This window comes from Pseudomonas sp. GW821-FHT02H06, from assembly GCF_059421525.1.
Genome location: NZ_JBWKVD010000005.1, coordinates 364,186 through 378,732, shown reverse-complemented (window position 1 = coordinate 378,732; position 14,547 = coordinate 364,186). Strand labels below are relative to the sequence as shown.

At 54.2% G+C, this 14,547-nt stretch carries 12 protein-coding genes and 1 pseudogene; 7 read left to right on the top strand and 6 right to left on the bottom strand.

The genetic code is table 11. The annotated features are described in order from the left end of the window. Position 1: 1 nt before the first annotated feature. Together AC07VF_RS11705 and AC07VF_RS11700 are read left to right on the top strand one after the other, a co-directional pair. On the top strand, positions 2–490 hold the full coding sequence (locus tag AC07VF_RS11705; protein WP_122535346.1) for a DUF3015 domain-containing protein: 489 nt from the start codon (positions 2–4) through the stop codon (positions 488–490). 72 nt (positions 491–562) lie between these two features. Next, positions 563–2,422 carry an Lnb N-terminal periplasmic domain-containing protein gene (locus AC07VF_RS11700; protein ID WP_495008469.1) on the top strand — a complete coding sequence of 620 codons (1,860 nt, stop codon included), beginning with the start codon at positions 563–565 and terminating at the stop codon, positions 2,420–2,422. A 117-nt stretch (positions 2,423–2,539) separates the two neighbouring features. Here the strand turns inward: AC07VF_RS11700 and AC07VF_RS11695 are convergent, their stop codons facing one another. Then, positions 2,540–2,737, bottom strand: coding sequence for a heavy-metal-associated domain-containing protein (locus tag AC07VF_RS11695; RefSeq protein WP_495008470.1), 198 nt, complete (start codon positions 2,735–2,737; stop codon positions 2,540–2,542). Between the two features lie 155 nt (positions 2,738–2,892). On the opposite strand from AC07VF_RS11695, the gene AC07VF_RS11690 reads away from it, so the two are divergent. Continuing rightward, complete coding sequence (locus tag AC07VF_RS11690) at positions 2,893–3,273, top strand: hypothetical protein (RefSeq protein ID WP_192173408.1); 381 nt, start codon at positions 2,893–2,895, stop codon at positions 3,271–3,273. Between the two features lie 110 nt (positions 3,274–3,383). Here the strand turns inward: AC07VF_RS11690 and AC07VF_RS11685 are convergent, their stop codons facing one another. Next, entirely contained in the window at positions 3,384–3,722 is a 339-nt protein-coding gene (locus AC07VF_RS11685; protein WP_495008471.1) for a hypothetical protein, read from the bottom strand. A gap of 782 nt (positions 3,723–4,504) precedes the next feature. Further along, positions 4,505–5,509 carry a hypothetical protein gene (locus AC07VF_RS11680; protein ID WP_495008472.1) on the bottom strand — a complete coding sequence of 335 codons (1,005 nt, stop codon included), beginning with the start codon at positions 5,507–5,509 and terminating at the stop codon, positions 4,505–4,507. Positions 5,510–5,762: 253 nt separating this feature from the next. Here AC07VF_RS11680 and AC07VF_RS11675 point away from each other — a divergent pair, with 253 nt between their 5' ends. Then, on the top strand, positions 5,763–6,617 hold the full coding sequence (locus AC07VF_RS11675) for a hypothetical protein (protein ID WP_495008473.1): 855 nt from the start codon (positions 5,763–5,765) through the stop codon (positions 6,615–6,617). Between the two features lie 40 nt (positions 6,618–6,657). Here the strand turns inward: AC07VF_RS11675 and AC07VF_RS11670 are convergent, their stop codons facing one another. Continuing rightward, entirely contained in the window at positions 6,658–7,551 is an 894-nt protein-coding gene (locus tag AC07VF_RS11670) for a PA4780 family RIO1-like protein kinase (protein ID WP_495008474.1), read from the bottom strand. A gap of 233 nt (positions 7,552–7,784) precedes the next feature. After that, positions 7,785–8,591 carry an AraC family transcriptional regulator gene (locus tag AC07VF_RS11665; RefSeq protein WP_495008475.1) on the bottom strand — a complete coding sequence of 269 codons (807 nt, stop codon included), beginning with the start codon at positions 8,589–8,591 and terminating at the stop codon, positions 7,785–7,787. A gap of 329 nt (positions 8,592–8,920) precedes the next feature. On the opposite strand from AC07VF_RS11665, the gene AC07VF_RS11660 reads away from it, so the two are divergent. Continuing rightward, positions 8,921–10,066 (top strand): hypothetical protein, encoded by a 1,146-nt coding sequence (locus AC07VF_RS11660; RefSeq protein WP_495008476.1) that lies wholly within the window; start codon positions 8,921–8,923, stop codon positions 10,064–10,066. 154 nt (positions 10,067–10,220) lie between these two features. Here the strand turns inward: AC07VF_RS11660 and AC07VF_RS11655 are convergent. Further along, a pseudogene (locus AC07VF_RS11655) lies at positions 10,221–10,520 on the bottom strand (AraC family ligand binding domain-containing protein); the annotation flags it as partial. Positions 10,521–10,739: 219 nt separating this feature from the next. Between AC07VF_RS11655 and AC07VF_RS11650 the strand changes: the two are divergent. Beyond that, the gene (locus AC07VF_RS11650) at positions 10,740–11,957 is read left to right on the top strand and encodes a hypothetical protein (RefSeq protein ID WP_495008477.1); all 1,218 of its coding nucleotides are present in this window, start codon (positions 10,740–10,742) and stop codon (positions 11,955–11,957) included. Positions 11,958–12,240: 283 nt separating this feature from the next. Further along, positions 12,241–14,517 carry a hypothetical protein gene (locus AC07VF_RS11645; RefSeq protein ID WP_495008478.1) on the top strand — a complete coding sequence of 759 codons (2,277 nt, stop codon included), beginning with the start codon at positions 12,241–12,243 and terminating at the stop codon, positions 14,515–14,517. Positions 14,518–14,547 lie beyond the last annotated feature (30 nt).

Below are 14,547 nucleotides of genomic sequence, written 5' to 3'. Positions count from 1 at the left end.
TATGAAACGGATTCTTCTTGGTACTCTCTTCGCCGCTGTGTCCATCAACGCCATGGCTCAAGCTCCTGGCGGTCCGGACTGCGGCTGGGGCAACATGCTGTTTGAAGGTCAACGCGGCACTCCAGCTCACTTCCTCGCTTCCACCACCAACGGTACTTCGGGCAACGCCACCTTCGGCATGACCTCGGGCACCAACGGTTGCTCCACCAACAGCGCGCTGACCTACGGCGGCAAATCCTGGATTGCCATGAACGGCATGATGGACGAGCTCTCCAAAGACATGGCCATGGGCCAAGGCGAAGCACTGACCACTTACGCGGTCGTGTTGGGCGTTGCACCGGAAGACCGTGCGCATTTCGCCGCAGTCACCCACGAGCACTATCAGCAGATCTTCACCAAGGCCGACGCCACTGCTGAAGATGTTCACACCAACACCATCGACGTCCTGAAGAACGATCCGACTCTGGCTAAATACGCGACCCAAGCTTAAAGTCGTGCCGCCTGCCTTCCTCCCCGGAAGGCAGGTTCTCCGCCCTGCCCACTTCTGACTAGTTGCCTATCTATGCTCAAACGCCTTGCCTGGCTGGTGCTGTGTGTCTGCGCCCCGCTGTCCGCCGCGCCTCACGTCGACAATGATCGTTTGCAGCAACTGGCCAATTCCAGGTTCTGGATCTCCATCGGTCACTACGAAGCCGGCAAACTGGGTGGCTGGCGCAGCTATGTCGATGACCCGAAGTTTTTCCTCTCCCAGAACGGCGCCCATGATCCCAAAGCCGAGCTGTCTGCGACGCTTGAGGCGATCTACCGTCCTGTCACTCAAGGCCAGGAAAACGTCCACCCGCAATGCGTCTACCCCTCCCGCACGCGCTTTTTGCGTGACGAATTGAAGCTGACCGATTTGCCTGCGGTCGACTGCAAAGAATTCAACAAATGGTTTTCCGATGTGGCCCCGGACAGCACGGTGCTGATTTTCCCGGCGGCATACCTCAATAGCCCATCCTCCATGTTCGGCCACACGCTGCTGCGCATCGATCAGGCCGACGTGCAGGCGAACAAGACCGCCTTGCTCAGCTACGCGATCAATTTCGGCGCCTACATCGAGGGCTCCGACAACAGCATCTTGTACGCATGGAAAGGCCTGGCGGGCGGCTACCCCGGGCTGTTCGCACTGGTTCCGTACCAGGAAAAGCTTTCTGAATACCGCAGCCTGGAGAACCGCGATCTGTGGGAATACCGCCTCAATCTGACGCCGGAAGAAACCCGGCGCATGGTCGAGCACGTGTGGGAACTCAAACAGATTCGCTTTGGGTATTTCTTCTTCGACGAGAACTGCTCCTATCGCCTGCTTGAGCTGCTTCAGGTGGCTCGCCCGAGCCTGGACCTGACGCCGCAGTTTCGTCTGACGGCGATTCCCACGGACACCGTGCGCGCGGTGAAGGAAGCAGGGCTTGTGGAGAAGATCGACTATCGCCCGTCCAGGGAGCGCGAACTGCTGAGCCGCGCCGAGCCGTTGAACCACGACGAGCAGCAATGGGTGTTGAAAGTCAGCGCGGACCAGAAGCAAATGCAGAGCCCCGAATACATCGCGCTGCCGAAGGAACGTCGCGCGTTGATTCAGGACGCGGCCTACAGGCTGGAGCGGTATCGCGCCAACGGTCAGGAGCGAGACCCTACCAGCGCGCAACGCAGCTATGACTTGCTGCGCGCAATCAGCACCAATCCACCGCCTGCGCTGGAGATTGAGCGCCCGGGTCTGCCGGAAGACGGGCATGAGTCGCGCACGTGGCAACTGGGTGCGGGCACGCGGGATGACAAGGCATTTGCCGAATACGGCCTGCGCATGGCGTATCACGATTTGAACGACAACGCGTACGGCTTCCCGCTGGGCGCGCAGATCGAGATTCTGCAGCTCAAGCTGCGCCAGTACGAAGACAGCCACTGGCAGGTGCAGCGGCTCGATCTGGCCACCATCCGCTCGCTGACACCGCGCAACGAGCTGCTGCAGCCATGGTCGTGGCAAGTGGCGGGCGGCCTTGAGCGGGTGTTGGGCAAGCATGGCGACGAAAACCTGGTCAGTCACGTCAACGGCGGCGCGGGTGGTACCTGGAAGCTGGGAGATGACGTGCTGGGCTTCGCCATGGGAACGGTGCGAGTCGAGCACAACAACGATTTCTCCGCGCTGATTTCGCCGGCGGCGGGCTTCAACACCGGCGTGCTGTGGCGTAATCCGCTGGGTAACTTCAGCCTGGAAACCAAGGGCGATTACTTCACCAACGGCGAAGTGCGGCGCAACATCAGCCTCAACCAGCAGTGGGAGCTGTCGCGCAACCTTGGCCTACGGCTGAGTGCGCAGCGGGATTTTAGCCAGCTGACCTCGCCGGTGAATGAAGTGATGCTGGAGCTGAAGTGGTATCACTATTGAGTATCAGGCGCCCGAATTACTCAATGTGATGCCGGACGCCTTCCCGGCTGAAGCCGGTCCTACGATGCGCGCGACGGTTCTGTAGGACTGGCTTTAGCCGGGAAGAGGCCAGCGCTGCTATGTGCGCGTCGTGGCGTAACCTTCTTCTTCGATCAATTCCACAATCTGCTCGGCGCCAAGCTGGCTCTGGACTTTCACCTCGCCTTTCGCCAGATCAACCTGCACCTGCGCCGTGGGGTCTTGCCCCTGAATGGCGCCAGTAACGGCACGCACGCAATGTGCGCAGGTCATGCCTTGAACGTTGAATACCTGCATGTGCTGACTCCTCTTCTCATTGAAAACACGTGATGGCGCCATCTAAGACCTTCCCGTCGGGGCAAGGTCAAGTTTCCGGGGGATCTGCCGGGCTGGCATTCATCTGCACTCTGCGCCAGAGTGCGCCTACAACCGTCATATCAGGAGAATCAGTCATGCGCTGGTCAGCCTTTCGTATTGCAGGTTTTGCCGGCCTGTTGGCGTGCGCATCCTGGGCTCATGCCGATCAGGACTACGGCGTGCTGATCATTTCCCGCGAGCGCCTGGAGGTTTCCACCTCCTGCGAAATCGGAATCTTCATGCAAGACCAACTGGTCGGCCGTCTGTACCAGGAGGAGTCGCGCTCATTCAATCTGCCTGCAGGCGACGTGTCGGTGCGCTTGCGTGTGCTCCCTGGTCAGACGCCGGGCTGCTCGCCAGGCATCGAAGCGCAGAACAACACGCGTCTGCACATCAATGCGGGTGACGTTTTGAAATACCGCATTGCTTCGGGTCCGAACGGGATGTACTTGAAGAAGGCGGATTTGAATTATTGAATCGCCTCCTGGTGACATCAATGTCCCAATAACAACTGACCCAACGCGTAAGCTCACGCAAAGCGAATGGGTCAGCGGGGACATGGTCTGAAAACTACGTTATGTAGCCTTCATCCCTGGACAGGGGGACGGACAGGCGTCTGCTCATCGGCGCTATAACTAAACGTCACTTTGCCGGCCGCGGTAGTGGGGAGGGTAATTTTGATAACGGGTATCCAGACTCCATCAGTATTTATGAGATCGCTTTGGTTGTGCTGAGCGACAGGCAATCCGGCTGAGCCTGCCAAGTAGAAAAAAGCTTCGAGCGGTAACGTTGTTCCCAAGCCGCTATCCCAGACGGCGAGGACAAGCTCATTGTTCTCTACAAAAGCCTGAGATCCCATTAAGGACATCGCTTCTAATCCAGCAACAAACGCGGGACCTGCATTGTTGTTTCGATCGTCGCTCACGTCGAATCCGCACTGCGCATAGTGTAAATTGCCAGGCTGCGATGTGTAATGAGTCCACCATTGCGCTGCAGTTGTAACGTTCTGTAAATGGCAGGGACGACTGCCTACTGTTCCTGGATGCTCACCACACCCCCTGTCAGTCCTGCTCCCCGTGCCTGCGTCAACCGGAAATAAGCAACGCACCTCAGGATGCAGCTTCCCCTCGGCAAATAAATAAGCCGTCAAGATGTATCCGTTGTTATACCCCCAGGCCAACTTTCTGAAGTTAGCGTCAGACCTTAAGTAAGACGCGGACACGCCGCCTCGTGTAATACTTGCTGGACTGTTGTCCCAGACGTGATACGCACCGGGACTATTGCTCGTACCGCGGATCATTACCCCATTACACAAAAACGCTGGTTGCGACGGCGTTCCGCAATTTGCAGCTGTGTCGGCGTAACGGTTGGTGAGATGCCTGACCACGTCCTCCCCAGAGTCTTGCTGTATCGTAGCGCGGTGCGCGACATGCGGAATGGGACGCTGAGTTGTATCGAAGCCCGATCTTTGCTCACTGACACAAGCAACAAGGACGACATATACAAGTAAAAACACCACCTTATTAATCTTTCTCATAATGGCCTCCGAAGCCAAAACACGAACACTTCTAGAATAATCCAAAAAGACCATTGCACCTTCTCGGTTTCGTTACACCACAAGCTGCTATGAAACAACTTAAAACTGGACACTCCGTCAAATATTCATCCAAAAATCTGTGAGTTAACATCAGGAGTAATGGATGATAACTATGACTTCGTAATAGCCTGATCTCCTGCACTGTAAGTAAACGTCGCCTTGCCCCCCTCACTCGCCGGAAGTGTGAGCTCTATCACAGGTATCCATACCCCATCAGTACTATTGAGATCCAGCTGATTACGTTGTGCGACAGTCAATCCAGGCAGGCCAGCCAGGTAGAAAAAAGCTTCCAGCGGGAGGGTCTTGCCCAATCCATTTCCCCAGACTGCAAGGATGAGCTCGTTCTGCTCTCTAAACGACTCAGACCCCATCAAACCCATTGCCGCCAATCCCGCAGCGAAGGCAGGTCCTGCCGCCGAGTTTCTGGCATCGGTAACATCAAATCCGCATTGGTAGCTATGGCGACTGCTGGCGTGTGAGTTGTAATGCGTCCACCACTCCGTTGCGGTGGTAATGCCCTGTAGATGGCAGGGGCCGCTACCTGCATAACCAGGGTAATCACCACATCCCTTGTTTGTACGGGCCGAGGTACCCGCATCGATCGGAAAGAGGCACAGCACCTCGGGGTGCAGTTTCTCAGCCGCATAAAAATAAGCGGTCAAGATATAGCCGTTGTTGTACCCGTAGGCGAGCTTATTGTAATTAACATCCGACCTTAAGTAGGAAATAGAGACGCCACCCTTTTCAATAGAAGCAGCACTGTTCTCCCATACGTGGTAAGTCGGTTCACTGCTGGTGCCTCTAATCATCACTCCATTGCACAGAAAGGACGGCTGTGAAGGCGTTCCGCAATCTGCAGCTGTCTTGCTGTACCGGTCTTCTAGATGTCGCGCAACATCTTCGCCGGTATCTTGCTGAATAGCAGGACTCTGCGTAAATCGAGGATCAGTACCGTGGGGCCCGTTTAATGAAGACTGCTCGCCTACACATGCAACAAGTCCGATATAGATAAGTGCAAGGGCGACAGATCCGAATCTATTCATGCTGATCTCCTGATGATAATCAATGGCAATCCATGTCAAAAAATGATATTCGGCCGTCCAAGCATCATTCACTGGACGGGCTTTGCCAACTGACACATATGACAGTGATCGATACCGCTTCGAAATAATCCATGCAGCGCTTATCGCAAATAGCTCTAGCCACTTGGCAACCGTACATGGGCAAGAAAAAATTATTAACCTATAAGAGACAGGCGACCAACTACTCAAGAAAAAATAAAAACAATGCGTAAACTTGACGATTTAAACCCCTCTTACTAGCCTTCACTTCTCACCTTATAGTTTGCAAACCGGCAAGGAGCTGTTCATGAATTTGCCCACACCTTCCAATGACCAATCATCACAAAACGTGGACCTGATTAATATTTACGATGGCGAAGCCCTGCTGGGCACAGCTACAAGTAACGGTGCAACTTGGTCATTCAACGCCCGAAATCTTCCATCGGGCTTGCACACTTTTACCGCGCGCACCATCACAGGTCGCTCCAATGAGTGGCGTATTACGGTGACCGAGGCAGCGATGAATCTGGTGGCACCTCATGTGAGGGAGGCAACCTTGGTTGCGGATAACAGGGAGCGCCTGGATTATTACCAGGTAAACGATGTTATTCACTGTATCGTTCCTAACTACAATATGAAGTCTGGCGATACCGTGAAAGCGTATTGGGTGGGTCGGAACATCACTATTGGTTCACCCATCCAAACGGTGGGAAGCCCACCGTCGCTGCAACCGTTTCCGATATCGAAATATGAAGTCATTGATGTCATAGGCCACAACGCATCTCTTTACTACACCGTAAAACGCCCCCCCGACACAGAGACTTTTACCTCGTTGACACTCCTCCTCACCGTAGAAGGACATTCATTCCAAGTGGATGCCCCGACCATCAACGATGGACACGATAATCTGCGGGTAAAAAAGCAGCCCCAGTTCAATGACGACAGCACCACTGGCGTTCGTGCCATTGGCGCTGATGGTGATCAATGGTCCGCAGACATAACGCATGCGTTTGGTAGCGACCCTCATCTAAACTTCAAGATTGATCCATCTTGGCTAGCTCGAAACAGGGGAAAGCCGGCCGTTTTCAATTGCAGCGTAAGGGTCAATCCGGGAGACCCTCACTACCTGTTCTCGCAACTGCTCAGAGTAGCATCGGTGTGAACGCAAAAACCCGGCCTGAGCCGGGCTTTTTCTGGGTCGATCACTGCATCCAGGGCGGAGGCGGTTCTTCGGTTTTGTTCGGCGGCGCATCGTCCGCCGTTCTCGCGGCCTGACGCCTTGCATCGTCCAGTCGCGCCGCTTCAATCTCGCGCAACACACTGCCGACGTCGGCAATCTCGTCCGGATCAGCGAATTCGCCCGTCAGCATGGTTGCTGGGGACAACGTGCCCGCTTCGAAGTGGGACCACATCTCCCGGGCGTAGCGCGTCTGCTTCAGCTCCGGCGCGAAGCGGCCGAAGTAGGACGCCATGTTGCCGACGTCGCGCTCCAGCATGGTAAACGCATGGTTGTTGCCCGCTGCATCCACCGCTTGCGGCAAGTCAATAATGACCGGGCCGGTGGGCGTGAGCAGCACATTGAACTCGGACAGGTCACCATGCACCAGACCGGTACACAACATCAGCACGATCTGCTGAATCAGGAACGCGTGGTATTCGCGCGCCTGATCCGGCTCAAGCGTCACGTCATTCAGACGCGGCGCGGCATCACTGTATTCATCGGCGATCAGCTCCATGAGCAGTACGCCCTCAAGGAAGTCGTACGGCTTGGGCACTCGCACGCCAGCGCCTGCCAGACGGAACAGAGCCGCCACTTCGGCGTTCTGCCACGCGTCTTCGGTTTCCTTGCGGCCGAACTTCGAACCCTTGGCCATGGCGCGGGCCTGGCGGCTGTTGCGGACCTTGCGGCCTTCCTGGTATTCCGCTGCCTGACGGAAACTACGTTTGTTGGCCTCCTTGTAAACCTTGGCACACCGCAGCTCATTGCCACAGCGCACCACATAAACAGCTGCCTCTTTACCGCTCATGAGCGGGCGCAGCACCTCGTCCACCAGACCGTCTTCGATCAGGGGTTCAATGCGTTTAGGAGTCTTCATCAGCTTTTATTGGGGGTCCTTCGTTGCCAAACACGCGATTGTTGCTCGTTATACGGCAATCCTCTGCCAGCGAGTAGGGGGTCAGGTCGATTGACTGTATGCCAGCTGTCTCACGATATCCCTGACACTTGGCCAAGCAGCATTCGTGCCGACGCATATCTACACCGCTTGATAGCCTCTACCACCGCGCTTGTCGACGAGCGACCACAGCGCAACCACGCAAGCTTCGCTCATCATCCGCGAAACAGTTCGCCAGGTGTCCTCCCGAACAGCCCTTTGAAAGCAGCAATAAAAGCCGACGTCGAATCGTAACCGCAGTTGAGCGCCGTGCCCGTAACGCTCACCCCTTCCTCCAACGCATTGAGTGACGACAGCAAGCGTGCCCTCTGCCGCCAGCCCCGAAAGCTCAAGCCCGTTTCGCGCTGAAACAATCGTGTGAGCGTCTTTTCCGACATGTTCAAACGCGTCGCCCAGTCATTCAGGGTGACCGCTTGATCCGGTGTTTCGATCAGTTCACCACACAGTCCCAGCAAGCGTGGATGACGAGGCAGCGGGAGCGAAAAACCCACCTCGGGCAAATTCGCCAATTGGTCGAGCAGTACCTGAACGAGACGAGACTCGGCGCTATCCAGCTCCGGGTAATCCGCTGGCAACTGACAAAACGTCTTTATCAACTCCCTGGCGAGTGGCGTGACTTCGAGCACCCGGCAACGATCTGGCGCCCAATCGCAATCCTCTTTGCGCACGTACAGGCTGCGCATCTCGGCCCGGGTCGACGTGACGACTTCATGATCGAGCCCGGCCGGAATCCACACGCCCCACTGCGGCGGCGCGAAGAAACTGCCGTGGGGTGTATGCACGCCGAGGACGCCGCTGATGGCGTAGGAAAACTGCACCCAGTCGTGGCGGTGAGTCGGTGTCCAGGAACCTGCGCCAAGGCTTTCGGCGCGGGCGTAGAGCGGGCGCGAAAGGCCTTCGAGCGAAGGGACTTGTCGTTCGGTCTCGGGGTTTCGCGGGGAGATGTGTCCGGTGGTGGGCATGGGCTGGCCTGCTGTAAGAGGCTGCAGTTTACGTGCTTGCTGCGAATGGGACCCGCAAGGCTGATTGAGTGCGGCGCTCAGGGCTTAGATGGATTTTTCATTACGCATGGCTCGTTTCGCGATTAGCTGCCTATACCCCCTGTTCTCAGGCGCGTGCGTCGCCTACGTGATTTGTGCACTGTCATTTGTGACAGCAGACAGATGCTTGTCCGGCGCTGATGATGGTCCTGCGCCAGAGATTAAAACGTCCTTGCGGTCAGCCCTCAACCAGCCTTCAAGTTTCGACGGGGTGAAGACGTGCAAGGCGATCCCCTTCAAGGAAGCGTCTCATGTCTAAACCCAAAAAAGCGGTGAACTCGCCAATGGGCCAGTCCACTAGTCCGCAGCGGCAGAACCCCATCTACACAAAACCGACCGTTCCCGTGGCGCTTGGCGAATTTCTGTCGCCGAAGCAAGTGACCGCTTCGGGTTTGGAAGTGGTGGTGACTTACCCATCCATAAAGCCAGGGGATGTGATCGCACTGAAGTTTAATGGTGACGACACCTTTGTTCCGATAGAGGTGGAGAACCAGACTTCTGTTTCTTTCTGGGTTTCGGTGCCGCACATCATCAAAGCCTTTGGAACAACCGTCGACATTCAATACACGCTTGGCGGTGAGAGCGCTGGACAGAAGTCAGACATCTTGCAGCTGACAGTGCTGCCTTTCATGGAAGGAGATTTGAAAATGGCGAAAATAACGGAAGCCTCACCACCTACGCCAGGTGTACTTGATCTTGCGACGTTTACGGGCGATGCAGAAGTTAAAGTGGCACCTTGGCCAATGATTGAAGCAGGACAGACTGTTTGGCTGGACCTTGAATACGAAGGCCAGTCCGGTGCTATCCCCATTATCGCTGGGGAGAAAGTAACTACTGACGAGGTCGGGACCGGAATGACTCGCTCTATCCTTAGAACGGATTTGGAAAAAGCGCCGCACGACAAGTTGATCAAGCTGCCTCTGAAAGTGAATTTTAGTGATGCTGCAATTATTCCGTTCCCAGCGCTTGAATTAGTGGTGCTGCAGAAAGGTCGCGGTGAGGACATTGAGAACTTTGACGGTGAGTCGCTGGGCTTGATTAGCGGAGGCTTCCTGAACACACCACTCATTAAGTTCGAGTTCCGCGCCACGGATATGAGGCCTGAAATCGTAGGCGTGCCTGGTGCGAAGAAACTTCAGTTCATTGCCTTTAATAATGTGGCGACCGTGGCGGAATTCATAAAGAAAACCTACTGTACCGTCACGTTTGACTTTTATACAGCTGAAGATTCTGTAATTGAAAGCTACGGCAGCGATCCGCAAGACAATAGAACGCAATTTTTCGAAGCTTTGTCGACAACGACCGTAGAGATTCTTACAGAAAACATAGACCGCATTGAGTTTAGGGGGCCGTTCCTCGGTACAATGATGACAATCGACAATATCATAATGAAATAAAGATACTAAAAAAACGCCAGCCTTCGGATGAGAGATAACCACGCTAAGCTTTTTTGCGATAAAGGAGGTCTTATTTATTTAAATAACGGGGGCCGATTAATTTACGGTGGAGCGTTGTGAATAAATCAGTCCCCTTCCTACCGCGATCCTTTTTGCGCACATACAGGCTGCGCATCTCGGCCCGGGTTGAGGTGACGACTTCATGATCGAGCCCGGCGGGAATCCACACGCCCCATTGCGGCGGCGCGAAGAAACTGCCGTGGGGTGTATGCACGCCGAGCACGCCACTGATGGCGTAGGAAAACTGCACCCAGTCGTGGCGGTGAATCGGTATCCAGGAACCCGCGCCAAGGCTTTCGGCGCGGGCGTAAAGCGGATGCGGGAGATCGTCAAGCGAAGGGACTTGTCGCTCGGTTTCGGGGTTTCGCGGGGAGATGTGTCCGGTGGTGGGCATGGACGGGCCTGTGTTGGGAGGCGGTAGTTATAAACGCATTCCTCATAACATTTATAACCCAACGCGATAACGCCTGATAACGCCTTGTTTCACTGAGCAGAATTTGAGGAGTTACAAGCGATCACTGTCATTTCTGACAGTAGTCACCACGGCATATCGCGGAGCACTCTGTCTCCAAGGATGACGCACCTTCACGCCAACTAGCAAAGGACCGCAGAAATGACCCGGAAAAACGAAAAGCAAGACAAACTACCTGCAAATGAACTGGCTTCGGCGAGTTCCGACACCTCGCCTCCACGCGCAGCCGCCCGGCAAGATCCGGCCTACCCAGCTCCGACGGTAGAGGAAGCCTCGAACAACGTTCTTTCCCCTCTGGATGTACTCCCCGGAGGCATTCACGTGAAAGTGACTTATGAATCGATGTCACCCAATGACGTGATTGCTCTGATTTTCAACGGTGATGACACATTCGTGCCGCAATACGGCAACGACACGAAAGCCGTTATCTTCACCGTTGGCTCTTCCCATGTGGCAAAAGCGCTTGGTGACGACATTCTGGTGAAATATGTGATCAACGGCGTGGATGGCGAGATAGCCTCGGAATCGTTAACGCTAAAAATACTACCCCTCTTCGAAGAAGATATGACAATGATTAAGATCCCACAAGCGACAGAGAGCACGCCAGGCAAACTCGATCTGTCGACATTTACCGGCGATGCCGAGTTCATTATCCCCCCGTGGCCACTAATTGCTGAAAAACAACTGGTTTGGATGGACATGGAAAGCGAGAGCAGTACGCAACACGTTTTAAAGGAGTACTCAGTGACATCCGATGATTTGACAGCAGGTGTAACTGGATCGATTAGCAGAGCTGTATTAGAAAATACATTAGTGGCTAAGCCAGAAGGCACCCTTCTGGAGTTCGCTGCGAAAGTTCAATTAGACGACAGTGGGTCCTCCGCAGGTGCCCGACCCTTCCCCCATTTAAAACTACTGCTGCAAAACGGCGCCAAAGATATAACTGAGGACTTTGAAACCTACGCATCCGGGGTAAAGCCATCGCCTTGGGATACGCCGAGCATTACGTTCACAGGAACAAATCTGCAGATCAGTACCGGAATAAACGACAACAGATACTTCGACGCAGATATCCAAGCAGGTGTTGCAGAGCTGACTTTAGATCTCAAAGATCTCAAAGCACATTACAAACGCGCGACGGTTGACCTGTCGGTGAGCAGTTCGAGATCAGCGATTTTTCAATGCATTTATGAAAATGGCAAGGTCGATGAGAAACGGGTAGAGTTAGCGGAAATCACGACCTTCGAGTTCATCCACGATGACATCAGCTCATTTAAAGTCGTTGCCATATATAACGACTTCCCAATAAAAATCCGTATAGACAACTTAAAGCTATTTGTCAGAAACCTGGAAACTTAGTCATCCCTACGCCTGATAAGGGGACCTGATATAGTGGATATAGGGTTCTGATTTATTTAAATCCTTGAATACATCAGCCCCCTCACCTTGAGCCTCAGACCATTTCCTCATAGCGCTAATTTCCATCCTCGATATACGCCGCCCAGCCGTTGCTTTACCGGCCGACTGATCAATAGACCGCAGCCGTACTGTCATTTCTGACAGTAGTCACCACGGCGTATCGCGAGGCACTCTGTCTCCATGGATGACGCGCCTTCACGCCAACTAGCCAAGGACCGCTGAAATGACCCAGACAAACGACGAGCAAGAAAAACAACCCGCCAATGAATTGGCTTCAGCGAGTTCCAGCAACTCGGCCTTGAATGCGGCAGCCCTAGAAGACCCGAACCTTCCTGCACCCAACGTCCCTCTAGCCCCAGACGGCGTGCTGCTCGAACCCAATCGTGCAGACCCCGACGGCCTCCTTGTGGAAGTGACGTATCCCTCCATGTCGGTAGACGACACGATTGCCCTGATCTTCAACGGCGAGGACACTCTTGTGCCGCAGAAGGGCAGCGCCGAGCTGAAAGTAACCTTCATCGTGCCTAAGGAGTATGTTGCGAAGACTGTGGGCAAAACCGTGCAGGTTTCCTATTCAGTAGCAGGGAGTACTGGCGCGGCTCGCTCACAAACGCTCAATCTGGACGTGCACCTGATTCCCGTCGGTCAATTAACCGCGCCGCAGATCGTTCAGGCGGTAGGGGGCGTTCTGGACGTCGGGGGGCTGCAAACTGCCGCTGATATCTTCGTAAACGCCTGGCCACTTATCGCGCTTAAACAGAAGACATGGATGCAACTTCAAGGCTCCGGCAATTTAAAACTGCCCGTTTGGCAAGGGTATGAAATTGGCAGTACTGGCGCGCAAGTCGCCACGGTTCAGCGGAAAGACCTGCAAAACCTTACCGACGGTTCACAACTAAACCTGGTGCTGGAAGTGTTGTTCGATGACGGGCTGCCGCTTCAGCCGTTTCCGATTCGGACTTACCAAATCAAGACCGCGCCGGAATACGCTCTCGGAGCTCTGGAACTGGTTGGCGCCACCGGAGATGTCATTGACCTGGGCGTTGTCAGCGGGGATCCGGTGACCGTCCACACCCGCACTTACATAGGGCAAACGGCCGGAGACCGTCTTTTGCTGTTCTGGGCGGGAGTCGCTGCCAACGGCACGCCGATCACCTATAACCGCGAATACACCGTGCTGGCGGGTGGCGAGGCCGGCGAGGTGCGCTTCGAGGTTCCTCGCGCTAATCTGGAGTCGCTGGGCGGCGGGACGCTGCAGTTGAGTTATCAAATAATCAAGGTGGGTGGGGGTATCCAGAATTCGCCGGTGTCGGGGTATCAGGTAAAAGCCCAACCTGCGGCAACCTATCCGGCGCCTACGGTGGATAAAGCACCAACTGGCGTACTGAACCCGATGGACGCACTAACGGGCGCAGCCGTGATCGTGAAGTATGACGACATGATGCCCACCGACCAGACCGCATTGATCTGGAATGGAAGCAATGTGGTAGTGCCATGGCAGGAGGTGGGTAACCAAGACAGGGTCGACTTCAATATCCCTGTGGATATGCTGGCAGACGTCCTCGGCGAAAGTTTCGATCTTGCCTATCAAGTGATCAGAGGGCCCAAGGTATCAACGTCACAGATTTTGCCATTCACGTTGCTAGCAATACCATCCGCCGCCCTGCCAACGCCGGTAGTGCCAGAGGTAAATCCGACCACGTCAGTGTTGGATCTTAATGACTTTACTGGCGATGCGCATGTCACCGTTGCACCTTGGCCATTGATTGCATTGGGACAGACAGTTTGGTTGACGGTGACCGGTCCGGACGGCGTGCCGACAATCAATTTGCTGGCGGGTGATGCGATTCAAGCGCCTGAAGTGACCGGTGGGCTTAACATCGCTATCAGACGGACAGATCTGGAGACTTTTGCAAACGAAAGTGAAATTCAGGTTATTTGCAGCGCTGGGTTTTCAGGAACATCTATTATAGAAGAGACAATAGCGCTGCCAATCTTAGCGCTACGTATAGAGGTAATCCAAGTACCTCTGTTTGAGAATTTTGATTTATTACCGGAAAATCTCATATATCGAGACGGAGAAATAGAAACACCATCAATGTTCATAAAGTTTATCTCAGGGGGAGGCCAAGCAGGAATTATGACTCAAGAAGTCCTCGGTGGATCTCCACCAGTCCCTGGCAAAATAGAGGGAATGGTATTACATCTAGGCATCAACAATACCGGCGGACATCAAACATTAAAATTGACCTTTAAGAATATTTACTCACAGGTTAGCCTATGGTGTACTTGGAATGATAATGACACGATATTTCGCGCTTTTGATTCGAATGGAAATACCCTTTCTCAACAAACTCTCCCCCCGCTTCTCGATCGATATCAACCCTCAGAAGTGATATTTACACATGAGAATCTAAAAGGTATAGATATCAGCACGACAGAAACGAGGTACCGACCGAACGATTGGATAATTGTAGATTGGTTTCGATTTACGAGATAGTAAGTGGCAAGGACAAAGTGGGCTGACCTA